General features: G+C 64.3%; 21 protein-coding genes and 2 pseudogenes. 13 read left to right on the plus strand and 10 right to left on the minus strand.

Going from position 1 to position 24010, the window contains the following annotated elements; genetic code table 11:
* The first annotated feature begins 86 nt into the window (after nt 1-86).
* The 11 genes and pseudogenes from BPHY_RS32385 to BPHY_RS32435 all read left to right on the plus strand — a co-directional run.
* Nucleotides 87-1496, plus strand: a complete 1410-nt coding sequence (locus BPHY_RS32385; protein ID WP_012405693.1) for a molybdopterin-binding domain-containing protein — start codon at nt 87-89, stop codon at nt 1494-1496.
* Nucleotides 1493-3193: a formylmethanofuran dehydrogenase subunit A gene (locus tag BPHY_RS32390; protein WP_012405694.1), complete on the plus strand. Its 1701-nt coding sequence runs from the start codon at nt 1493-1495 to the stop codon at nt 3191-3193. The genes BPHY_RS32385 and BPHY_RS32390 overlap by 4 nt, the downstream gene beginning before the upstream one ends.
* Nucleotides 3194-3205: 12 nt before the next feature.
* Nucleotides 3206-4165 (plus strand): formylmethanofuran--tetrahydromethanopterin N-formyltransferase, encoded by a 960-nt coding sequence (fhcD, locus tag BPHY_RS32395; protein ID WP_012405695.1) that lies wholly within the window; start codon nt 3206-3208, stop codon nt 4163-4165.
* Nucleotides 4162-5022: a formylmethanofuran dehydrogenase subunit C gene (locus tag BPHY_RS32400; protein ID WP_012405696.1), complete on the plus strand. Its 861-nt coding sequence runs from the start codon at nt 4162-4164 to the stop codon at nt 5020-5022. Before fhcD ends, BPHY_RS32400 begins: the two co-directional genes overlap by 4 nt.
* Nucleotides 5023-5053: 31 nt before the next feature.
* Nucleotides 5054-5620 carry a cytochrome b gene (locus tag BPHY_RS32405; RefSeq protein ID WP_012405697.1) on the plus strand — a complete coding sequence of 189 codons (567 nt, stop codon included), beginning with the start codon at nt 5054-5056 and terminating at the stop codon, nt 5618-5620.
* 70 nt (nt 5621-5690) lie between these two features.
* Nucleotides 5691-6611: a pyrroloquinoline quinone biosynthesis protein PqqB gene (pqqB, locus tag BPHY_RS32410; protein ID WP_012405698.1), complete on the plus strand. Its 921-nt coding sequence runs from the start codon at nt 5691-5693 to the stop codon at nt 6609-6611.
* 37 nt (nt 6612-6648) lie between these two features.
* Nucleotides 6649-7356, plus strand: coding sequence for a pyrroloquinoline-quinone synthase PqqC (gene pqqC, locus BPHY_RS32415; protein WP_012405699.1), 708 nt, complete (start codon nt 6649-6651; stop codon nt 7354-7356).
* Complete coding sequence (gene pqqD, locus BPHY_RS32420; protein WP_012405700.1) at nt 7353-7643, plus strand: pyrroloquinoline quinone biosynthesis peptide chaperone PqqD; 291 nt, start codon at nt 7353-7355, stop codon at nt 7641-7643. Before pqqC ends, pqqD begins: the two co-directional genes overlap by 4 nt.
* A 4-nt stretch (nt 7644-7647) precedes the next feature.
* Nucleotides 7648-8865, plus strand: a complete 1218-nt coding sequence (gene pqqE / locus BPHY_RS32425; protein ID WP_012405701.1) for a pyrroloquinoline quinone biosynthesis protein PqqE — start codon at nt 7648-7650, stop codon at nt 8863-8865.
* A pseudogene (locus BPHY_RS32430) lies at nt 8862-9047 on the plus strand (response regulator); the annotation flags it as partial. The gene pqqE and the pseudogene BPHY_RS32430, both read left to right, overlap by 4 nt.
* A gap of 5 nt (nt 9048-9052) precedes the next feature.
* Nucleotides 9053-9364: pseudogene (locus BPHY_RS32435) on the plus strand (TonB-dependent receptor); the annotation flags it as partial.
* Between the two features lie 54 nt (nt 9365-9418).
* On the opposite strand, the gene BPHY_RS32440 reads toward BPHY_RS32435, so the two are convergent.
* From BPHY_RS32440 to BPHY_RS32475, 8 genes are all read right to left on the minus strand, one after another.
* A complete protein-coding gene (locus BPHY_RS32440) occupies nt 9419-10576 on the minus strand; it encodes a cytochrome D1 domain-containing protein (RefSeq protein ID WP_012405702.1) in 1158 nt (385 codons plus the stop codon).
* Nucleotides 10577-10741: 165 nt separating this feature from the next.
* A complete protein-coding gene (locus BPHY_RS43480) occupies nt 10742-10918 on the minus strand; it encodes a DUF2380 domain-containing protein (protein WP_012405703.1) in 177 nt (58 codons plus the stop codon).
* A gap of 412 nt (nt 10919-11330) precedes the next feature.
* Nucleotides 11331-11516: a hypothetical protein gene (locus BPHY_RS32450; protein WP_012405704.1), complete on the minus strand. Its 186-nt coding sequence runs from the start codon at nt 11514-11516 to the stop codon at nt 11331-11333.
* Between the two features lie 128 nt (nt 11517-11644).
* Nucleotides 11645-13099 carry a heavy metal sensor histidine kinase gene (locus BPHY_RS32455; protein WP_012405705.1) on the minus strand — a complete coding sequence of 485 codons (1455 nt, stop codon included), beginning with the start codon at nt 13097-13099 and terminating at the stop codon, nt 11645-11647.
* Nucleotides 13096-13782, minus strand: a complete 687-nt coding sequence (locus BPHY_RS32460) for a heavy metal response regulator transcription factor (RefSeq protein ID WP_012405706.1) — start codon at nt 13780-13782, stop codon at nt 13096-13098. Before BPHY_RS32460 ends, BPHY_RS32455 begins: the two co-directional genes overlap by 4 nt.
* 77 nt (nt 13783-13859) lie before the next feature.
* Entirely contained in the window at nt 13860-15362 is a 1503-nt protein-coding gene (locus BPHY_RS32465) for an efflux transporter outer membrane subunit (RefSeq protein ID WP_012405707.1), read from the minus strand.
* Nucleotides 15359-16591, minus strand: coding sequence for an efflux RND transporter periplasmic adaptor subunit (locus BPHY_RS32470; protein WP_012405708.1), 1233 nt, complete (start codon nt 16589-16591; stop codon nt 15359-15361). The genes BPHY_RS32465 and BPHY_RS32470 overlap by 4 nt, the downstream gene beginning before the upstream one ends.
* A complete protein-coding gene (locus tag BPHY_RS32475; RefSeq protein WP_012405709.1) occupies nt 16584-19820 on the minus strand; it encodes an efflux RND transporter permease subunit in 3237 nt (1078 codons plus the stop codon). Before BPHY_RS32475 ends, BPHY_RS32470 begins: the two co-directional genes overlap by 8 nt.
* Before the next feature lie 287 nt (nt 19821-20107).
* On the opposite strand from BPHY_RS32475, the gene BPHY_RS32480 reads away from it, so the two are divergent.
* Nucleotides 20108-20716, plus strand: coding sequence for a CDP-alcohol phosphatidyltransferase family protein (locus tag BPHY_RS32480; RefSeq protein ID WP_012405710.1), 609 nt, complete (start codon nt 20108-20110; stop codon nt 20714-20716).
* Nucleotides 20717-20728: 12 nt separating this feature from the next.
* Here the strand turns inward: BPHY_RS32480 and BPHY_RS32485 are convergent, their stop codons facing one another.
* Nucleotides 20729-21013 (minus strand): hypothetical protein, encoded by a 285-nt coding sequence (locus BPHY_RS32485; protein ID WP_012405711.1) that lies wholly within the window; start codon nt 21011-21013, stop codon nt 20729-20731.
* 588 nt (nt 21014-21601) lie between these two features.
* Here BPHY_RS32485 and BPHY_RS32490 point away from each other — a divergent pair.
* The gene (locus BPHY_RS32490; RefSeq protein WP_012405712.1) at nt 21602-22363 is read left to right on the plus strand and encodes a FadR/GntR family transcriptional regulator; all 762 of its coding nucleotides are present in this window, start codon (nt 21602-21604) and stop codon (nt 22361-22363) included.
* A 52-nt stretch (nt 22364-22415) separates the two neighbouring features.
* Here BPHY_RS32490 and BPHY_RS32495 read toward each other — a convergent pair whose 3' ends face one another.
* Nucleotides 22416-23999 carry an aldehyde dehydrogenase (NADP(+)) gene (locus tag BPHY_RS32495; protein ID WP_012405713.1) on the minus strand — a complete coding sequence of 528 codons (1584 nt, stop codon included), beginning with the start codon at nt 23997-23999 and terminating at the stop codon, nt 22416-22418.
* Nucleotides 24000-24010: the final 11 nt, after the last annotated feature.

Below are 24010 nucleotides of genomic sequence, written 5' to 3' on the forward strand. Positions count from 1 at the left end.
TGCATCGCAATGCATGAAGCGGCCACGGCGCGAGCCTCCCGCCAGAAGCCAGCCACATCGGCACGGACCTTGCTGAACGGGTTTTCATGCATGAGCCCATCCGCCCCATAACGAATGCCAACGCGACGTCGGCCGCGAGAGGACCGTTGCGATCCGTTTCGGCGACTCACGACTGGACATGCCCTTTCTGTCCGTTGCTATGCGACGACATCGAGGCCCGTCTTTCGGGCGATCACTCGCTCGCCGCACCCGCGACCCAGTGCACACGCCTTGCCGCTGCGCTCGCGCGCTATGACGCGAGCGACAACGTGTGCACGCCTTCCGTCGACGGTGCGCCAGTCTCGCTCGATGACGCACTCGAAGAAGCTTCGGCCGTGCTCATGCGGGCGCGGCGGCCCTTGTTCGGCGGATGCGGCACCGACATTGCGGGTGCACGCGCACTGTACGAGCTTGCAGCCGGCTGCGGCGCAACACTCGACTCCGTGCACGGCGACGCACTGAACGCCGCGACGCTCGCACTCCAGGATCGCGGCGCGCTCTTCACGACGTTGTCCGAAGTGCGCTCGCGCGCCGATCTGCTCGTCGTGTTCGGCTGCGAACCTGCCGCCCGCCATCCGCGTTTCTACGAACGCATCGCGAGCGGCACGCCGATGCAGCGCGACATCCGCTTCGTCTGTGGCGGCATCGATCCCGCCGCGAGCGCGCGCAGCGACACGCGCGCGGAATCGATGCTCGCCGACGCCTCGCCGCACGACGTGCTCGCGATCTGGTCTGCGCTCGCCGAGGGCCGCAAGCCGGAATCGCTCGAAAACGGCTCGGGCATCGCGATAGCGCTGGCGTCGCTGGTGGAACGCATCGTCGGCGCGCGTTACACCGCATTCGTGATCGAACCGGACGCGCTGCCCCAGCCGCACGCAGCCCTGTTGATCGAAGCGCTGCACCGCATCGTCAAGGCCATCAACCGCGTTTGCCGCGCGGGCATTCTGACGCTCGGCGGCGCGGACGGCGCGCTGAGCGTCAATCAGACGGTGACGTGGCTGTCGGGCTTTCCGCTGCGCACGCGCGTGTCGACCCCCGACAGGCCGCCCGGCACGCCGCCGCTCGACCACGATCCGTATCGGTATCGCACGGAGCGGCTGCTCGCTGCGCGCGAAGCCGATGCGCTGCTGTGGATTGCGAGCTTCGACCCGCATCCGCTGCCCGGCGCGCTTCATGCCGACACGCCCGCCATCGTGCTCGGTGCGCCAGCGCTTGCATCGGCCATGACGTCAGCCAGCTCAGAGCCGCGCAACGCGAAGACCGTGTTCATTCCCGTCGCCACGCCAGGCATCGACAGCGACGGCCATCTGTTTCGCGTCGATACGTCGGTGGTCGTTCCGCTGCACGCGGCCCGCCACGTCGCGCTGCCGGGCGTCGCCGCCATCGCCGTGCAGCTCGCCGATCAGCTTGCCGCGGGCCGCGCCGCCCGCGCTGCGCTGACGCGGAGGCCGGCATGAGCATCGCGCGGCTTCGCGGCGGACGCATCTACGACCCCGCCAACGGCGTAGACGGCATACAGCGCGACCTATACATACGCGACGGCCGCATCGTCGACGCCCCTGCCGACGGCGCCGCCGCGCTAGACTACGACGCGCAAGGCATGATCGTGATGGCGGGCGGCATCGATCTGCACTCGCACATCGGCGGCGGCAAGACGAACCTGTCGCGGCTGCTGCTGCCCGAGGACCATCGCGACGACCGTCCGCGCAACGCTGCATACGAAGCCGTGCAGGACGAGCGGGGCCGCTATCTGCGCATGCCGTCGTGCGGCGTCTGCACGCCGGGCACGCTCGCCACCGGCTACCGTTACGCGGAAATGGGCTACACGGCGGCATTCGAACCCGCGATGATCGCGTCGAACGCGCGCCACGCGCATCTGGAAATGGGCGACACGCCGATCATCGATCATGGCGCCTACGTGATGCTCGGCAACGACGAGCTGCTGTTGCAGATGCTCGCCGCAAAGGACGACTTCGAACGCGTGCGAGATTACGTCGGCTGGACGATGCACGCGAGCCGCGCGCTGGGCGTGAAGGTGGTGAATCCCGGCGGCATTTCGGCGTTCAAGTTCAACCAGCGTTCGCTCGATGTCGATGAAGCGCACGCGCACTACGGCATCACGCCGCGCGACATACTGCGCACGCTGACGCGTGCATTGACGGAACTGCGCGTGCCGCATCCGTTGCACGTGCATGCGAGCAACCTCGGCGTGCCGGGCAATATCGAATCGACGATCGCGACGATGGATGCCGCCGACGGCCTGCCTGTCCATCTCACGCACATCCAGTTTCATAGCTACGGCGCGGAAGGTCCGCGCAAATTTTCGTCGGGTGCGCGTGCAATCGCCGATGCCGTGAATGCGCGCGCCAATGTGTCGATCGACGTGGGACAGATCATCTTCGGGCAGACGGTGACGGCTTCCGGCGACACGATGATGCAGTTCAAGAACGCGCCGCTCGCGCGCCCGCACAAGTGGATCGTCGGCGATATCGAATGCGATGCGGGCTGCGGCGTCGTGCCGTTCCGCTATCGCGAGCAGAGCTACGTGAATGCGCTGCAATGGATCATCGGACTCGAAATCTTCCTGCTGGTCAATGACCCGTGGCGCGTATCGATGACGACCGATCATCCGAACGGCGGCCCGTTTACGAGCTATCCGCATCTGATCCGGCTGCTGATGGACAAGCCGTTTCGCGACGAGCAGCTCGGCCGCCTGCATCCCGACGCAAAGGTCGCGAGCGCGCTGCCCGAACTCACGCGCGAGTTCTCGCTGTACGACATTGCGATCATCACGCGCGCGGGCCCGGCGCGGCTGCTCGGCCTGAGCGATCGCGGCCACCTCGCAGCGGGCGCGGCGGCTGACATTGCCGTGTATCGCGACGACGCCGACCGCGAACGGATGTTCACATCGCCTGCTTATGTGTTCAAGGACGGCCAGCTGGTCGCGCGCGATGGCAACCTCGTGTCGACGCCGACGGGCGGCATCCACTTCGTGTCGCCCGACTACGACAAGGGCATCGAAAAGACGCTGCGCCAGTACAGTGAAACGCATCTGGCGAGCAACTTCGCGCACGCCGCGATCAGCGACGACGAAATCTGCGCCTGCTGCCGCGGCGGACGGCTGTTGCCCGTCGCGTGCCTCGCACGGGCATGAAGGCGGACGCCCATGCAGATCCACGACACCCTGATCGACGACACCTTCGCTGAAGCCTTCCCGATGAAGGCGACGCGCCTCGTCATTACCGCGCACACGCCGCGCTGGGCGCGCGCCGCCGCGGATTCGCTGACGGGTTTCGCGACCTCGGTGATCGATTGCGGCTGCGAGGCGGGCATCGAGCACGACATCCCCGCCGACGCGACGCCTGACGGCCGCCCCGGCATTTCGGTGCTGATGTTCGCGGTGTCGTCGAAGGAACTCGCGAAGCAGATCACGCGGCGTGTCGGGCAATGCGTGCTGACGTGTCCGACCACGGCCGTCTACAACGGCATCGATCCCGCGACGACGCGCTCGCCGCTGTCCGATGTCGCGCCCCTCGGCGGCTCGCTGCGCTTTTTCGGTGACGGCTGGCAGATTTCTAAAGTGCTCGGCGGCGTGCGCTACTGGCGCGTGCCCGTGATGGACGGCGAGTTTGTCTGCGAAGAATCGGTGCAGACGGTGAAGGCCGTCGGCGGCGGCAACCTGCTGCTGCTCGCGCGCAATCTCGACAGCGCACTTGCGGGCGCCGAAGCCGCCGTCGCCGCGATGCACAGGCTCGCCAACGTGATCACGCCGTTTCCAGGCGGCGTCGTGCGTTCGGGATCGAAAATCGGCTCGAAGTACCGGGGCGCTGTCGCGTCCACCAACGATGCGTTCTGCCCTACCCTCAGCGGCCTCTCGCACCGCAGCGAACTCGATGCGCAAACCGGCTGCGTGCTGGAAATCGTCATCGATGGCCTGACGGACGCCGACGTCGGCACGGCGATGACGGCGGGCATCGAGGCGGCGTCCGCGCCTGGCAGCGGCGTTGTACGCATTTCCGCCGGGAACTATGGCGGCAAGCTCGGGCCCTACCATTTCAGGTTGCGCGAACTCGCCGCGCCCCTTGTGCAGCGCAAAACGGGCGCCGCGCAAGGAGGGGCGGCATGAGCGCGATCACGTTGCGCGTGAAGCATGCGCCGGGCTTTCGTGTCGACGGTACGGCGTTGTCGCCGTCCTGGTTGGGAGCGCTATCCGAAAAGGAGATCGCACGCGTGATGCTGCCTGCCGGCAACGATGCTTACGCGCTCGGCGATCTGTTCGACATCGCCGTCGCGGCGGACGACAACGCGCGGGTGGTGATCGAAGGCGACGCGCAGTGGCTGGACCGGCTCGGCACGCAACTCGATGCAGGCAGTTTGCGGATCGAAGGCTGCGCGGGCGATTACGCGGGCTGGCGCATGGCGGGCGGCACGCTGGAAATAACGGGCGACGCGGGTGCGTTTACGGGTTGCGGGATGCGCGGCGGAACGCTCGCCGTCACAGGCAATAGCGGCGACTTCGTCGCGGGCGCGCTGCCCGGCGACATGGAAGGCATGACGGGCGGCACGCTGATCGTCGCGGGCAACGCAGGCGAGCGGCTCGGCGACCGGATGCGGCGCGGCACCGTGCTGATCGGCGGCAATGCGGGCAATTACGCAGCATCGCGGCTGGTGGCCGGGACGATCGGCATTGCAGGCCGCCTGGGCGCGCATTATGGTTACGGCATGCGGCGCGGCACGCTGTTGCTGCTGCAACAGCCGGAACGCATTCCGCCCACGTTCACGACGGGCGGCCGCGGCTTCGAGGTGTTCTGGTCGCTGTTCGCGCGGGCGCTCGCGGCGCAGTGCGGCGCGGCCGCTGCCGTGTCCGCCGCGATTGCGCAGCGGCTCGCGCCGTTCGCCGCGCTCGACGTGCACAAGGTGCCGCAGCGTTACGCAGGCGACCTGGCCGTCGATGGACGCGGCGAACTGTTGCTCGTCGAATGATGCAGCGGCCGCGAATGACCAAGGGAACGACATGAACGCGACACGCTCGACCGATATCGCGCATCGCGGAAAAGCGATGCCGGAGCGCTTCCCGATGGCGCTGATCGTGCTGCACTGGGTGATCGCGGCATGCATCATCGCAATGCTCGCTATCGGCCTGTATATGGTCGGACTGCCGCGCGGCGTGCCGTTCAAGGCCGCGCTGATCAACTTTCACAAGTCGCTTGGCTTGACGGTTTTCCTGCTGGTGCTGATGCGCATCGGAGTTCTCATGGTATCCGGCAGGCCGCCGTTGCCGCCGATGCGAGCGTGGCAACGCGCCGCCGCGAGCGCTACGCAGGTTCTTTTATACGCTGCAATGGTGGCGATGCCGGTGACGGGCTATCTGGGCTCGTCGTTCAACACGTATGGCACGCGCTTCTGGGGCATGCTGCTGCCGAAGTGGGGCTGGGACGACAAAGCGTTGCGTCATTTCTGGTTCACCCTTCATGAAATCGTCGCATGGGTCTTCATTGCGATGATTGCGTTGCACGTTGCGGGCGCGCTCAAGCATCAGTTGATCGACCGCGATGGACTGTTGCGCAGGATGCTGCCGTGACGCGCGACGCTCATCAATCGAGGCCCGTTGCCAGGGCGCTATTGCAGGTTCTTTCGGGAGCAAGAGGACGATGAAGGTCAAGGTGCTCGGTTCATCGGCGGGTGGCGGCTTTCCGCAATGGAACTGCAACTGCCGAAACTGCGACGGCGTGCGCAAAGGCACGCTCGCGGCGCAGCGGCGCACGCAGTCTTCGATTGCCGTGAGCGTGGACGGCGTTGCGTGGCTGCTCGTGAATGCCTCGCCCGATATCCTCGCGCAGATCGCCGCTAACCCGGAGATGCAGCCCGCGCGTCACACGCGCGACACGGGCATCGCCGCCGTGCTGCTGATGGACGCGCAGATCGATCACGTGACGGGCTTGCTGATGCTGCGCGAAAACAGCGCGCCATTGCCGCTCTACGCAACGGACGCCGTCTGGCAAGATCTGTCGACCGGCTTCCCGATCGTTTCGATCCTGTCGCACTACTGCGGCGTAGAGCGTCGCCTCATCGACCTCGATGCCGGTCCGTGCGAAATCGCCGCGTTGCCCGGCGTGCGCATCGAGGCGCTGCCGCTGTCGAGCAAGGCGCCGCCCTACTCGCCGCATCGCGCGGCGCCGCAACGCGGCGACAACATCGGCCTGCTGATTACAGCGCCCGGCTCGGGCAAGCGCGTGTTCTATGCACCCGGCCTCGGCGTGCTCGAACCGCCTGTCCGCGATGCGATGCGCAGCGCCGACCTGCTGCTCGTCGACGGCACGGTATGGACGAGCGACGAAATGATTGCGCTCGGGCTGTCGAAGAAAACAGCCGCCGACATGGGCCATCTCGCGCAAACGGGGCCGGGCGGCATGATCGAAGTGCTGGATTCGCTCGATAGGCCGAATCAGCGAAAGGTGCTAATACATATCAACAACACGAACCCGATCCTGATCGACGACGGTCCCGAGCGCCGCGTGCTGGCGCAGCACGGCATCGAAGTCGCGCATGACGGCATGCTGTTCCAACTGTAGGCCCATTGTCCATTGTGTATCTGCGGAGAATCGATCGATGAGTGTCAAAGGCAGCAGCGGACCGGCATGGAGCCGCGATGAATTCGAAGCGCAATTGCGTGCGAAGGGACAGGCGTATCACATCCATCATCCGTTCAACGTGAAAATGAACAGCGGCGGATGTTCGCACGAGCAGATTCGCGGCTGGGTCGCGAACCGCTTCTACTATCAGATCAACATTCCGCTGAAGGATGCCGCGGTGCTGTCGAACTGTCCCGACCGCGACACGCGCCGCCGCTGGGTGCTGCGCATACTCGATCACGACGGTTACGGCGAAGACGAAGGCGGCATCGAAACATGGGCGCGGCTCGGCGATGCGGTCGGCCTGTCGCGCGATGAACTGTGGTCGCTCGAACACGTGGTGCCGGGCGTGCGCTTCGCGGTCGACGCATACGTGAACTTTGCGCGGCGCGCGCCGTGGCAGGAAGCCGTCTGCTCGTCGCTCACCGAAATCTTCGCGCCGCAGATCCACAAAGACCGGCTCGCCACATGGCCCGAACACTACCCGTGGATCAAGCCCGAAGGGCTCGCATATTTCCGTTCGCGCATTTCGCTTGCACAACGCGACGTCGAACACGGGCTGTCCGTCACGCTCGATCATTTCCGCACGCGCGACCAGCAACAGCGCGCGCTCGACATTCTGCAATTCAAGCTCGACATTCTGTGGACGATGCTCGACGCCATCGAGAAGGCCTTCCCAGCATGAACACGCCGACAAACGTCAACGCACAAGCCGCCGACAAACGCGGCCCGAAACTGAGCAGCCTGTTTCGCCTGCAGTGGGAACCGGCACAGGATGCGCATGTGCTGCTGTATCCCGAAGGGATGGTGAAGCTGAACCAGAGCGCCGCGCAAATCCTGCTGCGCTGCGACGGCACGCGCGACCTGCCGACGCTGATCGCCGAACTCGAGCAGACCTTCAACGCGAAGGGGCTCGCACCGGAAGTCGAAGCATTCGTCGACCATGCGCGCTCGCGTGGCTGGCTGGAGTGACAGCATGACCGATCTCTCGACGCCGTCGCAGGAGCACGCGCAGCCGGCATCGCGCAGCAGCGTCGGGCCGCCGCTGTGGCTGCTCGCCGAACTGACTTACCGCTGCCCGCTGCATTGCGCGTTCTGCTACAACCCGGTCAACTACACCGATCATCGCGACGAACTCAGCACCGCGCAATGGATCGACGTGTTGCAGCAGGCGCGCAAGCTCGGCGCAGCGCAGCTCGGCTTTTCCGGCGGCGAACCGCTGATGCGCGACGATCTCGAAGCGCTTGTCGCCGAGGCGCACCGGCTCGGCTTCTATACGAACCTCATTACGTCGGGTGTCGGTCTGACGGAGGCGCGCCTCGGCACGCTCAAGGCCAACGGGCTCGATCACATTCAACTGTCGTTTCAGGACTCGACGCAGGAACTCAACGACTTTCTCAGCAGCACGCGCACCTTCGACCTGAAGAACCGCGTCGCGCGTTCGATCAAGGCGCATGGCTTTCCGATGGTGCTGAACTGCGTGCTGCATCGCTACAACCTGCCGCATGTCGACAAGATCATCGACATGGCGCTGGCGATGGGCGCCGAGTATCTGGAACTCGCGAACACGCAATACTACGGCTGGGCGCACACGAACCGCGCGCAACTGATGCCGACGGCCGAACAGCTACGCGAAGCGGAAGCCGTAGTCGAACGTTATCGCAAGGAGATCGGCAATCGCTGCAAGATCTTCTTCGTCGTGCCCGACTACTTCGAAACGCGGCCCAAGCGCTGTATGAACGGCTGGGGCTCGGTGTTCCTCGGCATCGCGCCCGATGGTGCCGCGCTGCCCTGTCATTCGGCACGCTCGCTGCCGGGCCTCACGTTTCCGAACGTGAAGGACACATCGCTCGAACACATATGGTTCGACAGCGACGCGTTCAACCGCTTTCGCGGCTTCGAATGGATGAAGGAACCGTGCAGAAGCTGCGACGAGAAGTCCAAAGACCTCGGCGGCTGCCGTTGTCAGGCGTATCTGCTGACACAGGATGCGGCCAATGCCGACCCTGTCTGCGACAAGTCCGCGCATCATGAGCAGGTCGTGCGCGTCGTGCGCGACGCAGCAAGACGGTCGGAAACGCTTGCGCCCGACGAGCAGCCCGTCACATTCCGCAACGACGCGAACTCGCGACGCCTCACCGCAAGCACGCGAGAAACCGCTGCAGCGTCCCGCGATGAGGGAACGCAACCATGACGGGGCCCGCTATTTCCGTGCTCCTCGTCGACGATCATGCCGTCGTGCGCGAAGGCTACGGGAGGCTGCTCGAACTCAGTCCCGATGTACGCGTCGCGGGCGAGGCCGCCGACGCGACGCAGGCTTACCAGCGCTTCTGCGCGTTGCATCCGGATGTCGTCGTCATGGATCTCGCGTTGCCGGCAACGGTACGAACCTCACCTATCGCGGTAGTATTTTTGCGCGCGGCGACGAGAACAATGAGGACGTCAACGGCACGGTGGCCGGCTACGTTCTGATCGATCTCGATACCACGTACAACGTGACGAAGCAGCTTCAGGTATTCGCGACCGTGAAGAACCTGCTGAACAGGCACTACGCCAACTTCGCGATTCTCGGCGAGAACTTCTTCAACGGGCCGAACCATACGTTCAACCCGACGGGCGTCACCAACGAGCAGTTTCTTGGCATCGGCGCGCCGCGCGGCGCATGGGTCGGGTTGAGGTATGCGTGGAAGTGAGACGCACCGCGACGGCCTTCGTCGTATCCGGCCGTCGCCGATCATGCATGACGTCTAGCGCGATTCGATCGACCCCTGGCTAGGCGGCGACGTGACAATGCCCCATGCCAGCGGCAGATCCCCGATCTGGCTGACCGTCTGATAGCGGTTGTTCGCGTCCAGCACGAAAACCGCATTCGAGCGGCCGCACGCCATCAGCACCTTCGAGCCATCGGGCGTGAAGCTGAAATGCCAGCAGCGCTGACCGACGGGCGCGTCGGCCACATGCTCGTAGGTCTTCGCATCGAACACCTGCAAGGTCTTGTCGCGCGCGGCCGCGACGAGCAGATGCTTGCCCGACGGATCGAACGCGACGCCGTACGGTCCCATCTTCGTGTCGACTGTCTTCACCGGCTCGAGCGTCCCTGCATCGAGCACGACGAACTTGTTGGTGTTCTCCAACGTCACCACGTATTGCTTGCCGTCCGGCGATGCCTTGATGCCGCGCGGCCGCGAGCCCCTGTCCAGCTTCGCGGTGCGCACCGGCTTTCCCGTGCCCGTCCGATACACCGAAACGGTATCGTCGCCCTCGTTCGTCACCAGCAGTTCGCGCCCGTCCGGCGAAAATTCGACGCCCTCCGTTTCATGGCCGCTCTTCACCGAGCGCACCACCTTCATCGTCTTCAAATCGACGATCGCGACTTCGGCAGGCGGACTGTTCGCGTCGTCGTCATGGCCGCCCTTGCCGCCCTTGGCGTCCGCGGCTTCGGTTTCAGGTTTGCCCCCGGTCATGCTTTCAGGCTTGCCCGCACCCTGTTTCGCACCCTGATTAGCAGCCTGGGGCGGCGGACCGCTTTCGCCCGGCTCGTACGTGACATATGCGAAGCCATGATGCACGCGCACGAACTCCGGGTTTTTGCCGATCCTCACGCGCGCGACCACCTTGTCGGTCGACGTGTCGATTACCGAGAGGTCGCCCGTCTTGTTCGCGACCAGCAGCCGGTGGCCGTCCGCCGTGAGGCTCAAGCCGCGCGGTCCGTCCTTGCCGAGGCCGATCGTTCTGGTGAGCGTCATCTGGTCGAGATCGATCACGCCGACGCCGTTCGTCTCGCTCGTGACGTACGCGACGGCGGCCGCCGTCGCCTGGCCGGCACACGCGCCGAGCAGAACGGCGAGCGCGACGGTGGCCGCCACGCGTGCGAGTCTGCGGGTATGTCCGATAGTGCAATGCATCGATGTCTCCTGCGGAGTGTTGTTCGCCGGGCCCGCCTCGAATCGCGCAGACCATGTTCGTTGTGCCGCAAGGGCGAATTCGCCCAGGCTCAAGTTAGCGCATCGCGCCCGGACAACAGCGGGCAAGCCCGGGAGTTTTTCCCGAAATCGCCGGACGCGCGCCGCTCAATCCGCGCTGTCCGGTTCCGACGCAAGCAGACCGACGAGCGCATCGACGCCGCGCTGCCACGACCGGCCGGTGTTGCCCCGGATATCGGCGCAGCGCTGAAACACGACCTGTCCGCTCGCCTTGTCTTCGATGCGCAAGTTGATGTTCAGGATCAGATTGCTGATTTTCTGCATCGAGCACGCGCCGACGCGCTGCGTGCCGAGCCGACAAGCATACGCAGTTGCGCACTCGCCGTCGTGGCACGCGCCTGCTGCGACCGGGTGACAGAGGGATCGTTACAGGCCGCGTTGTCATCGAGCACCACACAGTCGGGCAACGCGATGACGCGCGGCGCGGCCGCGACTGTCACCGAAACGGTACACAGTGCGGCGCCGGCGGCGAGCAGACTGTACACCGCGCGAGCACGCCGCAATGTGAAGTTGTCGGAGCGGGTTCGGCGAACGGTCAACGCAGCAGGCCCTCCACGAACGATCGGCGCGCAGGGCGGGCAATCATGTGCTTGCCCTCGCGGCCATCGTGAAGCAGATAACGGGCCCGAACGCTGCTGCCAGGCAGCGGCAGCGCGCATGCCACGCGTGGCGTCAGTTACGTTTCGGTAGCGGCATCGGCAATCCGCGCAGCGGCTTCGGCGGCGAGCGCCTTGCCGACTTCGTCGGCGAAACGCTGCAGCGAAGAAAGCGGCCCGCAGACGCTGTGATACATCTGACTGCCGATCTGCGCGTCGAGCAACACCTGCATGCCGGACTTCTTCGCCATTTCGATCAGATCCACCTGAGCCTCCTTGCCGGGTACGCGTCTGCCACAACATCAGCGTATCCCGTCAAATTGACCGCCATTCCAATGAACAGAGGCCAAGGTTCGGATCAATTTACCGCTTGCGACGGCGCGCCCTCGCAGATCTATTTCACCGGCGCGGAAGCGATGGGCCGCGACGCCAGCGACGGCTCCTTCGCAGCCGCATCCGCCTTCGCCGCGCGCGAGGTGTGCGCGCTTCTGATCGAGAATCCGAATGTGTTCACGCCGTCGAGGCTGTGCGCGAATACCACGCCACCATGCATCTCTGCGACCGCCTTGACGATCGCGAGTCCCAGCCCATGATTCTCGCGGCTGTTGGTACGCGACAGTTCCGCGCGATAAAAGCGGTCGAACACATGATCGAGCACCTCAGCCGCGATGGGCGCGCCGGGATTCGCGACGGCGACCCACACGCGCGTCGCCTCGCGCGAAATCGTCACCTTGATGGCAGCGCCGGGCGTGCAATGGTGAATCGCGTTGATCAGCAGATTTGCGCACGCGCGCCCAAACAGCGAGCGGTTGACGCGCGCGACGGCGTCGCCGTGCAATTCGGCCTGCACGTGCGCCTCTTCCATCGGCATTTCGAGGAACTCGACGGTGCGCGCCACTTCCGTGGCGAGCGACACCTCGACCAGTTCCGTCGCGCGTTCGCCCTGGTCCGCTCGCGCGAGAAACAGCATGTCGTTGATGATGCCGCGCATGCGCTCGAATTCTTCGAGATTCGATTGCAGTGTGCGGCGCAGATCGTCCACTGCGCGGTTACGGGTCAACGCGACCTGCGTCTGCCCAATCAGGATCGTGACAGGCGTGCGGAGTTCGTGCGCGACATCGGCATTGAACGACTCGAGGCGCACATAGGCCTGATCGAGCCGCTCGAGCGCGCCGTTGAACGAATGCGCGAGATCGTTCAACTCGAACGGCAAGTCCGTCGTGCGCAGCCGCTGCGAACGGTTGTCGGCGCTCACCCCGGATGCATCGACAGTCAAGCGGCGCAACGGCGCAAGACCGATGCGCGTGACCCAGTAACTGAGCAGCGACGCGCCGAACGCACCGAGCGCCGACAGCGCGGCCAAGGCGAGGCCGAACTCGCGCAACGCCTGCTCTGTCGGCGCGTAACTGGTCGCGACCTGCAACTGCACCTGCGGACGCTCGCCGTTCGGCGGAATGGTCAGCGTGCGCGTCAGCAGATCGTGGCCGGTGCCGTTGTCCGTGACGCGCGCATAGTCGCCGCGCCATTGCTGCGCGATCGTGCCCGTCACAGGATGTCCGTAATTGAACAGCGGCGTGGTGCTCGAAATCGAATAGACACTGCTGCCGTCGCGCGGCGTCATGTCGCCGAGTTTTTCCTGCGCGATGCGCCATTTGTCGCGGTTGATCGCGTGATGCACGATGATCCGCGCCACTTCCGTGCGGCTATCGAGCGAATCGCGCAGGCGTTGTTCGAGTTGCGAGCGCAGAACGAGGAAAAGCCCCGTGTCCACCAGCGTGAAGACGGACAGTGCGACGAGCGCGAACAGCAACGCAAGGCGCCGCGCAATCGAACGGGTCGAGCGAATCATGTTGCCTCCGCTTCCTCTCTTACTTCGAGCACGTAGCCCATGCCGCGCATCGTGTGCAGCAGCTTGGTCGGAAACGGCCCGTCGAGCTTCGCGCGCAGCCGCTTGATCGCCGTTTCGACGACGTTCGTATGGCTGTCGAAGTTCACATCCCACACCAGTTCCGTGATCATCGCCTTCGACAGGATGTCGCCCTGCCGGCGCGCGAGCACGCTCAGCAACTGGAACTCTTTCGCAGTCAGATCGAGCCGCACGCCGCCGCGCGTCGCGCGTCTTCCGATCAGATCGACATACAGATCGCCCACGCAGATCAGCGTCGACTCCTGCACGCGCGTGCGCCTTGCGAGCGCGTGCAAACGCTCCACCAGTTCGAGAAACGAGAACGGCTTGGTCAGGTAATCGTCGGCCCCTTCGCGCAGGCCGCGCACACGGTCGTTCACGTGATCGCGCGCAGTCAGCATGATGACGGGCGTGGACTTGCGCATGCGCAGCGCCTTGAGCACGCTGAGGCCGTCGCGCTTGGGCAGCATCACATCGAGCACGATGATGTCGTAGTCGAACTCGGATGCGAGATGCAGCCCCTCTTCGCCGTCGAGCGCGACGTCGACCACCCAGCCCTGCTCCGTCAGACCACGGCGTAGATAGTCGACAACCTTGAATTCATCCTCCACGATGAGCAGCTTCATGCGCGCTCCTTTGTATTGTCTTCATCATTATAAGTAGGCTTTTCAACCGTGTTCAGCCCGTCCTCTGCAGCGCGTTTTCATCTCAGTTCTGCTTTCACGACTTCGTTCGCGGGTTCCTTGACGACATCGGCCTGCGCGGTCGATTCCTGCACGTCCCAGCCGCCGCCCAGTGCCTTCACGAGCGCAACGGACGTCGTCATCTGCTGACCGTGAATCTGCACGTCCTGGCGCTCGCTCGTCAGCAGCGACTGCTGCGCGGTGATCACGTCGAGATAGGCGACAAGTCCGCCCGAATAGCGATCGTTCGCGAGCGTCAACAGCCGCTGTGCATCGGCGACGGCATCGTGCGACTGCGACGCCGCGCGGTCGAGCACGGACAGCCCGGTGATGCCGTCCTGCACCTGCTGGAACGCCGTCAGGACGGCCTGCCGGTAGTTGGCCTGCGCTGCCTGGTAGCCCTGGTTGGCGAAATCGACATTGGCGGCGCGGCGGCCGCCGTCGAACACGACCTGACTGAGCGCGGCGCCGAGCGACCACATCAGGCTGGGAGCGCTCAGGAGATTCGCGAATTCCGTGCTCTGCCAGCCGATGCCCGGCGTCAACGTCAGGCTTGGAAAGAACGCCGCCTTCGCGACGCCGATCTGCGCATTCGCCGACGCCATCGCGCGTTCCGCCGACGCGACGTCCGGCCGCCGCTGCAACAGATCGCTCGGCAAACCGAGGGGGATGGCAGGCACGGGATACTCGACCACTTGCGATTCGATCGAAAACTGCGGCGCGGGCACGGCCACGAGCGCCGCGATCGCATGCTCGAACTGTGCCCGCTGCGTGACGAGAAGCTGCGCCTGCACGCGCGTCTGATCGAGCAGAGACTTCTGCTGCAATACGTCGAGCCCTGACACGGAGCCGAGATCGTGCTCCGTCGTCACATAGTCGAGCGCTTTCTGTTGCAACTGCACCGAGCGGTTCAACACGTCGATCTCGGCATCGAGTTCGCGTAGCGAGAAATAGTCGGTGGCGACGTCGGTGGTCAGCACGAGCCGCGCATTCGCGAGATCGTCGCGCGACTGTTCCGCAGACGCCTGCGCGCCTTCGACATCACGCCGAATGCGGCCGAACAGATCGACGTCATAGTTGATCGTCGGGCCGATCTGAAGATTGTTCTGCACCGTCGACTGATTCGGCACCGCGTAGTTCGTCACGGGCCGGTTCTTCGAGACCCGCTCGCGCGCCGCCGACGCCGACAGATCGACTTCGGGAATCAGCTGGGCGCGCGTGTTGGCCAGCGTCGCGCGCGCCTGTGCGTAGTGCGCGCTGGCCGCGACGAGCGTCTGGTTTTGCGCGAGCGCCTGCGTTTCGAGGCGATCGAGCGTGGCGTCGCCGAACGCCTTCCACCAGTCGGGCGCAAGCGGCGCATGCGAGGGCTGCGCGAGACGCCAGTAAGAATCCGTATGCCACGCGGGCGGCGCGTCCGTCAGCGGCGTCTGATAGTCGGGGCCGACCGTGCACGCGCACAGTGCCGCCGCCACAGCGATGGAGCCGCATGTGCGCAGTCGCGCGGCATGGATGAGCGTGTTCACGACGCCGCCTTGCCGTTGGCCTGCGATTGCGGCCGGGTCACTTCGACGCGATCGCCGTCCTCGATCGAATCGCTCGGATTGATGATCACGCGGTCGCCCGGTTCGATGCCGCTTTCGATTTCCAGCGTCTGCCCGAGGTCCTGCGCGATCGCCACCTTGCGCAGATGCACGACGCCCTCGTTATCGACGACCGCCAGTCGCGGCCCTTCCGCACGGAACAACAGCGCGTTGCCTGGCACCGACAGCTGCGCACGTGCGCCCGACGGTAACGCGACCTGCACGTATGCGCCGGGCCGCAGCTTGCCATCCGGATTGCGCAGCGTCACTTCGACCTGCAAAGAACGCGTGGGCACATCGATCGCACCGGAGATGTTCGCGATGCGCCCATGAAACTGCTGACCCGGCAATTCCGCCTGCGTGACGGCCACGTCCTCGCCGACCTTGATGTTCTGCGCGTAGGCTTGCGGCAACTGCACGTACACCCGCAGCGGGTCCGACTGCGCGAGCGCGAAGAGCGCGCGGCTCGTGCCGCTGCCTGCATCGATCAGATCGCCCACATCCACATTGCGCTGCGTCACCACCCCCGCGAACGGCGCGACAATGCGCTTGAAGCTTTCCAGCTGACGCAAGCGCTTCACGTTGGCCTCGGCGGCGGCGAGATTGGCGACGTCCTGCGAATACGTGCTTTGCCGTTCGTCGAGTTCCTGTTGCGAGACGGCGTCGCGCTGACGCAGTTGCTGCCAGCGTTCATATGAACTCTTCGCGAGCGCGAGGCTCGACTGGATCTGGTTGCGTTGCGCAACGGCTTGCGCGAGTTCCTGATCGATCTCGGGCGTATCGAGCTCGGCAAGCAATTGCCCTTCTTTCACGCGTGCGCCGATGTCGGCGTACCAGCGCAGCAGATATCCCGTCGCGCGTGCATAGATCGGCGATTCGACATAGCCGCGCAAGGTGCCCGGCAGCACCGTCACGCCAGTCGAACCATCGGCTTGCGTGGGCGTCACGACATCGACGTATTGCCTCGCGTTCTGCTGCGTCATCTGTGCGACCGAGCGGCCCTGCACGATGTTCGCGATGACGGTGCGCAGCGCGCCGATGGCGAGCAGAAGCAGCATGATCATGACCGCGATCTTCGCGCGGCGCCATTCGCGATGACGCGGCGGCAACGCGTGCCCGTCCTGGGTTTCGCGCGCGGGTATCGCCAGCGAAGCGTGAGTCTTTTCAGTCATCTCGATCGTCCGTGTCCGGGCTGTGTCCGTGTGTGTCGTCACGGTCGTTGCGTTGATGGGCAGCGCCGTGCTCTCCTTGCTTGCGTCCGGCGTTGCGATGCGCGAGCCGGCTATGGATGCCCGCGAACAGCAACGGCACGAAAAAGAGCGTCGATAGCGTCGCGAACAGCAGGCCGCCGATCACCGCCCGGCCGAGCGGCGCATTCTGCTCGGCGCCTTCGCCGAGGCCGAGTGCCATCGGAACCATGCCGATGATCATCGCGAACGCAGTCATCAGCACCGGCCGGATCCGGCTCGCGCCGGCTTCGAGCGCGGCCGTGAGCGGCGGCGCGCCAGCGGTCAGGCGTTGACGCGCGAACGACACCATCAGAATGCTGTTTGCCGTGGCGACGCCCATCGTCATGATCGCGCCCGTCAATGCGGGTACGCTCAGATGCGTACCCGTCAGAAACAACATCCACACGATGCCCGCCAATGCCGCCGGCAACGCGCTCACGATGATGAGAGGATCGATCCACGACTGGAAGTTCACGACGATCAGCAGATACACGAGCACGATCGCCATCGCGACGCCGATGCCGAGTCCGAAGTACGAGGTGCGCATCGTCTGTACCTGGCCGCGAATCGCGATCTGGCTGCCGCGCGGCAAACCGGCGCGAGCCTCGCCGACAAGCTTTTCGATCTGCCTGTCGACGCTGCCGAGATCGCGTCCCTCGACGCTGACGAACACATCGATCACGGGGCGAATGTTGTAGTGCGTGACCATTGCGAACTGGTTCTGCGGCGACACTTGCACGAGATTGCCGAGCAGTTGCGTCGGTCCCGTCGACGATGCCGACACCGGCGTGCGCAGCAGCTGATCCACCGACGAGATCCGATATTGCGGCGTCTGCACAGCGAGGTTGTACTCGACGCCATTGCGCGGATTGAACCAGAACCCCGGCGACGTCTGAGAACTGCCCGACAGTGAAATCAGCACGTTTTGCGCGACGTTGTTCGCGTTCAGATTGAGCTGCTGCAAGCGCGTGCGGTCCATCTGCAGATTGATGACGGGCTCGTCCAACTTCTGCTGGATGTGCGAATCGACGGCGCCGGGAATCGAGCGGATCTGCTTGAGCAGCTTTCTCGCGGTCTCCAGATTGCCTTCCTGGTTCGAGCCGACGATCTGCACATCGACGGCAGCGGGCAAACCGAAGTTGAGAATCTGCGTGACGATATCGGCCGGTTGAAAGAAGAACTCGGTGCCCGGAAAGCGCTGTGGCAACAGCGCGCGCAAGCGGTCGATGTAATCGAGACTTGGCTTGTGGTCTTCGTTCAGTGCAAGCTGGATCTCGCCATCGAGCGTGCCGATCGTACCTGCATTGCTGTACGAAAGATTGATACCGCTATACGGCAAACCGAGATTGTCGAGCACCGTGACCAGCTCGTCGCGCGGAATCACTTCGCGCACCACCCGTTCGACCTGATCGGCGAGCCGCGCCGTTTCTTCGATGCGCGTGCCCGTCGGCGCGCGCATGTGCAGGCGTATCTGGCCCGCGTCCACGCGCGGAAAGAAATCTTCGCCCAGTACGGCTGCCAGCGCCAGAGAGACGACGCAAAAGCCGAGAAACAGCGTGCCGAACAGCTTGCGCCGCACCAGCAGACTGCTGAGCACCATGATGTACGCGGCGCGCATCGTCTCGAAGCTGGCGTCGAAACGGCGATGCAGACGAACGAACAGATTCGGCCGCGCGTTCGCATCATGCTTGTGCGCGTGGCCCATCAGCAGCATCGCGAGCGTCGGCACGAGCGTTCGCGACAGCACGTAAGAAGCCAACATTGCGAACACCACGGCTTCTGCGAGCGGCACGAACAGGTAGCGCGCCACGCCCGTCAGGAAAAACATCGGTACGAACACGATGCAGATGCAGAGCGTCGATACGAGCGCCGGCACCGCGATCTCGCCCGCGCCATCCAGAATCGCATCATGCAGATTCGTGCCCATGTGAAGATGCCGCTCGATGTTCTCAATCGTGACCGTCGCGTCGTCGACGAGAATGCCGACAGCGAGCGCGAGGCCACCCAGCGTCATGATGTTGATCGTCTGCCCGAGCGCGTGCAGCGCGATCAGCGAAGTCAGAATGGAGAGTGGAATCGAGATTGCGATGATGCAGGTGCTGCGCCAGTTGCCGAGAAACAGCAGAATCATCGCGGCTGTCAGCGCAGCGGCGATCACGGCCTCGCGGACCACGCCACGAATGGCGGCCTTCACGAACACCGATTGATCGAACAGCGGCGTCACCTTAAGATCGGATGGCAGCGCGGCCTGCGCGTTCGGCAACAGGTCGCGCAGCGTATTGACGATCGACAGCGTCGACGCGCTGCCCGTCTTCAGAATCGAAATGAGCACACCGCGCCGTCCGTTCTCGCGCACAATGTTCGTCTGCGGAGAAAAGCCGTCGCGCACATGCGCCACTTCGCGCAGATAGGTCGTCGCACCGTTCACCGTGCGCACGGGAATGTCGTTCAGGCCCGCGACTGTCGTCGGCGAACCGTTCATGTTGACCGTGTATTCCCTGGGGCCGATTTTCGCGGTGCCCGTCGGCAGGATCAGGTTTTGCGCGTTGACGGCATTGACGACGTCGAGCGGCGTGAGCCCTTTCGCCAGCAGCGCGCGGGTGTCCAGGTCGACGGAAATCAGACGGCTCTTGCCACCATACGGATACGGCACGGCTGCGCCCGGAATCGTCACCAGTTGCGGGCGCAGAAAGTTGAGCGCCGTGTCGTTCAGATCCTGCTCGGAAAGCCGGGGGCTCGATAAACCCAGTTGAATGACGGGAATGCTTGATGCCGAGTAGCTGATGACGAGCGGCGGCGTTGCGCCGGGTGGCATCTGCTTGAGCTGCGCCTGCTCGACGGCGACCGTCTGCGCGATGGCCGTCTGGATGTTCGCATTCGGTTGCAGGAACAGCTTGATGATCGCGATGCCCGCAAGCGATTGCGATTCGATGTGTTCGATGTCGTTGACCGTGGTCGTCAGGCTGCGCTCGTTGACGGACGTTATGCGGTTCGCCATGTCCTGCGCGGACAGGCCCGCGTAGTTCCAGATGATGCTGACGACGGGAATGTTGATTTCCGGCAGCACGTCGACGGGCGTGGTGAACAACACGAATGGCGTCGCCAGCACGATCAGTATGGCCATCACGATGAACGTGTATGGCCGCTTCAGTGCGAGATTGACGATCCACATAGAGGCGTTGGTATCCGGAAGAAGCGCGCGAGCGTGACGTGAGGCGGCGGCAGTCTCGTGCTGCGCGTCCGCGGCGACCTGGTATGAATGCTAGTTCGGCAGCCCCAACAAGCCGATGACGCGAAAATGGCAGTTTTGCCATATTCGATGCCCGGGGATCTCCGTCATGTGCGGCGTGGTTCCCGTCCGTCCCATGCGACAAGGACCTCGCGCGGCACGCGTTTTGCAGAACCGGTAATCGTCCGTAAGATGGATAGTCGTGTCTCACCGCTGAACAAAAGGCCAACATGAAGCGCTTTTCGATGATCCGCGAGTTTCATCTCGCCGACTGGTTCACGCTCGGCAATGCCGTCTGCGGCACGGGCGCGCTGTTTTCCATGATGAGTTACATCGGCAGCGAGGAGGCGATGCACGTGTATTTCGCCAGTGCACTCGTGTTCGCCGCGCTCGTCTTCGACGTGCTCGACGGGCGCATCGCGCGCTGGCGCCAGAAGGCTTCGCTGCTGGGCAAGGAACTGGACTCGCTGGCCGATGTAATCTCGTTCGGCGTGGCGCCCGCCATCATCGGCTACGGGTGTGGAATGCGCGGGCTCTATGACCGCGTTCTGCTCGCGTACTTCGTGGCGTGCGGGGTGTCCCGGCTTGCACGCTACAACGTGACGACGGAGACGATGTCAGGCGGCACGGGGAAAGTGACCCACTTCGAAGGCACGCCTATCCCGACATCGTTCGCAATCGTCCTGCTGCTCGCCATCGCCGCGTGGCAAGGGGCTCTCGGTCCGCAATTATGGTTCGGCGAATGGCGTATCGCAGGACATGTGCTGCATCCGTTGACGCTGGTGTATGGAATCTCCGGATCGCTGATGATCAGCCGCATCCGCGTTCCGAAACCATGATCGTGAATTGGATCAATTCCCCTTGTAAAGGGTGTGATTCAGTTGATCGAGTTGCCCGTCGCGTTCCGACTGGATCAACTGCTGGCGTACGTCCTGCCGCGATTCAGGGGCATTGCGAACGCCTTGCGCGGCGCTGCCCCAGTTGACGCCGCCCTGGCCCGTGTCCGTTGCGGAATTGGCCGATTGTGCCTGGGTCTGATCCATTGGCTGACTGCCCGTGGACGTGTCCTGAGCATAGGCGCCAGACATGGCCGCTACGCCTGCCGTTACCACGAGACTGAGGAGAAGTTGCTTCATTTCGAGGTTCCTTGATTGCGAGAGACTGTGCAACAAACGAGTACCTTGCAGGCGGCCCGCGACACCTGCAACGCCACAGTCACTCTACGCCTCGCCGCTGGCGCAACGCTGGCATGAGTATGACAATGCTGCCAGTTTGGCGAGGTCGCTGGCAGGTCGATTAGTTATCCTATCTTTATGGAAAGCAAAAAAGGCTATGTGAAAACTCACATAGCCGAAGTCCAGAATCATTATTCGTCTGCGTGGAACAAGAGAATATGCGGCGATCTCCGGACAGGCGGGAATCTAAGTGACGCGATATTCGAAGTCAACGGGCGAACCTCGGCTGACCGTTTCTCAAACTTTCTTTCCTCTTCTATCTGACGCCCCGAACATTGCGAACACTTCTGTGACACCCACGGATTGTGTGTTCGACGCGACGCTGTCGGGATGCGATGTCCGACAAGCAGGGGGCTGAGCATGGGCCGCCGCAAAGGCGTCTTGGGGCCAAACAGTGCGCCTGAACGGCCGCTGCAACGATCCACAAATGGCCTTCAAGCGTTGTCGGACAACGTATAATGTAGATATATCTGAAAGGAGGAGCGTTTCATGGCCGCGACTGCAGCACCAGGTTCGACCCCCAGGCGGGCACGCGGGAGCCTTGCTGACCAGGTCGTCGCCTATGTCAACGAGCAGGTTGCCTCGCACGCGCTGAAGCCGGGCGATCAGTTGCCGACGGAAACCACCTTGATGTCCTTGCTCGGCGTCAGCCGCACCGTCGTGCGCGAAGCCATCTCGCGACTGCAGGCGAATGGCGTGATCGAAACGCGCCACGGCATCGGCAGTTTCGTCCTGGAACCGCGACGCGAGCCGCTCGGCCTCGACATGGTGCCCGCCACCACCCTGAGCGACGTGCTCTCCGTGCTGGAATTGCGCATCAGCCTCGAAACGGAATGCGCGGGACTCGCTGCGCAGCGGGCAAGCGATCGCGACATCGCGAAGATTCGCGCCGCGCTCGACGCGGTCGAAGCCACGAGCCGCACAGGCGGCGACAGCACCGCCGCCGACTTGCGCTTTCATATCTCGATTGCAAGCGCGACGGGCAACCGCTATTTCGTCGACATTCTCACGCAACTGGGCACGGCGCTGATTCCGCGTCATCGCGTGGATTCGCCGGGACTCGCGCAGAGCGATCTCAACGCCTATATGGCGCGCGTGAATCTGGAGCACGAGAACATTCTCGACGCTATCGCGCGCAAAGATCCTGACGGCGCCCGGGCTGCCATGCGCATGCATCTGTCGAGCAGCCGCGAACGTCTGCGTCGCGCAAGCAGTCAGGCAGAAGAATCGGCCGCCACGCGCACGCTCTGAGCCTTCCGGTCAACCAATAAAAGCGGCCCGCAGGGCCGCTTTTTTTCATCGATCACGCGTTGACGATCTGTCCATCGCGACGGCGCCAGAGTCCGAGCGGATTGTCGTCCGCCAGCGCGTCGGGCAGCAGTTCCGCCGGGAAATCCTGGTAGCACACGGGGCGCAGGAAGCGGTCGATCGAGGTCGAGCCAACCGACGTCACGCGGCTATCCGCCGTTGCCGGGAACGGGCCGCCGTGCACCATCGCGTGACAGACTTCGACGCCCGTCGGGAAACCGTTGATGAGCAGGCGCCCCGCCTTGCGCTCGAGAATCGGCACGAGCCGTTTCGCGAGCGGCACGTCGTCGCGTTCCATCGCGAGGGTGGCCGTGAGTTGTCCCGCGAAATGCTCGGCCACCGCGAGCAATTCCTGCTCGTCCTTGCATCGCACGATGGTGGAGACAGGACCGAAAACTTCGTCTTCCAGTTCAGGCTTCGTCAGGAACACGGCCGCGTCGGTGACGAACAGCGCCGCGCAGGCCTGGGTCGGCCCCGTTGCTGCGCGGCCGTGCGCAAGGGGCTCGACACCTTCGATGGCCGCGAGTCTCGCCTCGCCTTCCTGATACGCAACGTGAATGCCCGACGTGAGCATTGTCTGCGCGGGCTTGTGATTGAGCGCGTCCGCGGCGGCCTGTGCGAATGCCTGCAGTTCCGGGCCTTCGATGCCGATCACCAGACCAGGGTTCGTACAAAACTGACCTGCGCCGAGTGCGAGCGAATCGACGAAGCCACGCGCGATGGCTTCGGCGCGCGCTGCGAGCGCTGTCGGCAAGACGAACACGGGATTGATGCTGCTCATTTCCGCATAGACGGGAATCGGCTCCGGACGATTCGCCGCGACCTTCATCAGCGACGTGCCGCCCGCACGCGAACCCGTGAAACCGACAGCCTTGATGGCGGGATGTGCAACGAGCGCCTCGCCGACCGTGCCACCCGCGCCGACGATCATCGAGAACACACCCTCGGGCAGATTCATGTCCGCGGCCACGCGCTGAATGACGCGGCCGACCATCTCCGACGTGCCAAGGTGCGCACGATGCGCCTTGACGACGACGGGACAGCCTGCGGCAAACGCGGCCGCCGTATCGCCGCCCGCCACCGAGAACGCCAGCGGAAAGTTGCTCGCGCCGAACACTGCGACGGGGCCGACTGCGATCTTCTGCATGCGCAGATCCGGGCGCGGCAACGGCTTGCGCTCGGGCAACGGAGAATCGAGCGTGGCCGTGAGCCATTGACCGGCGCGCACTTCATTGGCGAACAGCTTCAACTGACCCGTGGTCCGTCCGCGCTCGCCTTCCAGCCGCGCCTTCGGCAAGCCGGATTCCGCGTGCGCACGCTCGATCAGCCCGTCGCCGAGCGCCGTGATGCCGTCCGCGATCCGATCGAGAAACTCGGCCCGCACAGCCAACGGCAAATGACGATAGGGATCGAATGCCTGAGCGGCCAGCTCGCACGCACGCGACACGTCGTCGATCGTGCCGCTGCCGAACACGGGCGTATCGATCTGCTTGCCTGTCGAAGGATTGAATGCGCGCAGCGCCTTGTCCGCACCGCGAACCGCCTGCCGTCCGATCAGCATGTCACCCGTCAATTCCACGATGTCTCTTC

Source organism: Paraburkholderia phymatum STM815 (assembly GCF_000020045.1).
GTDB lineage: Bacteria > Pseudomonadota > Gammaproteobacteria > Burkholderiales > Burkholderiaceae > Paraburkholderia > Paraburkholderia phymatum.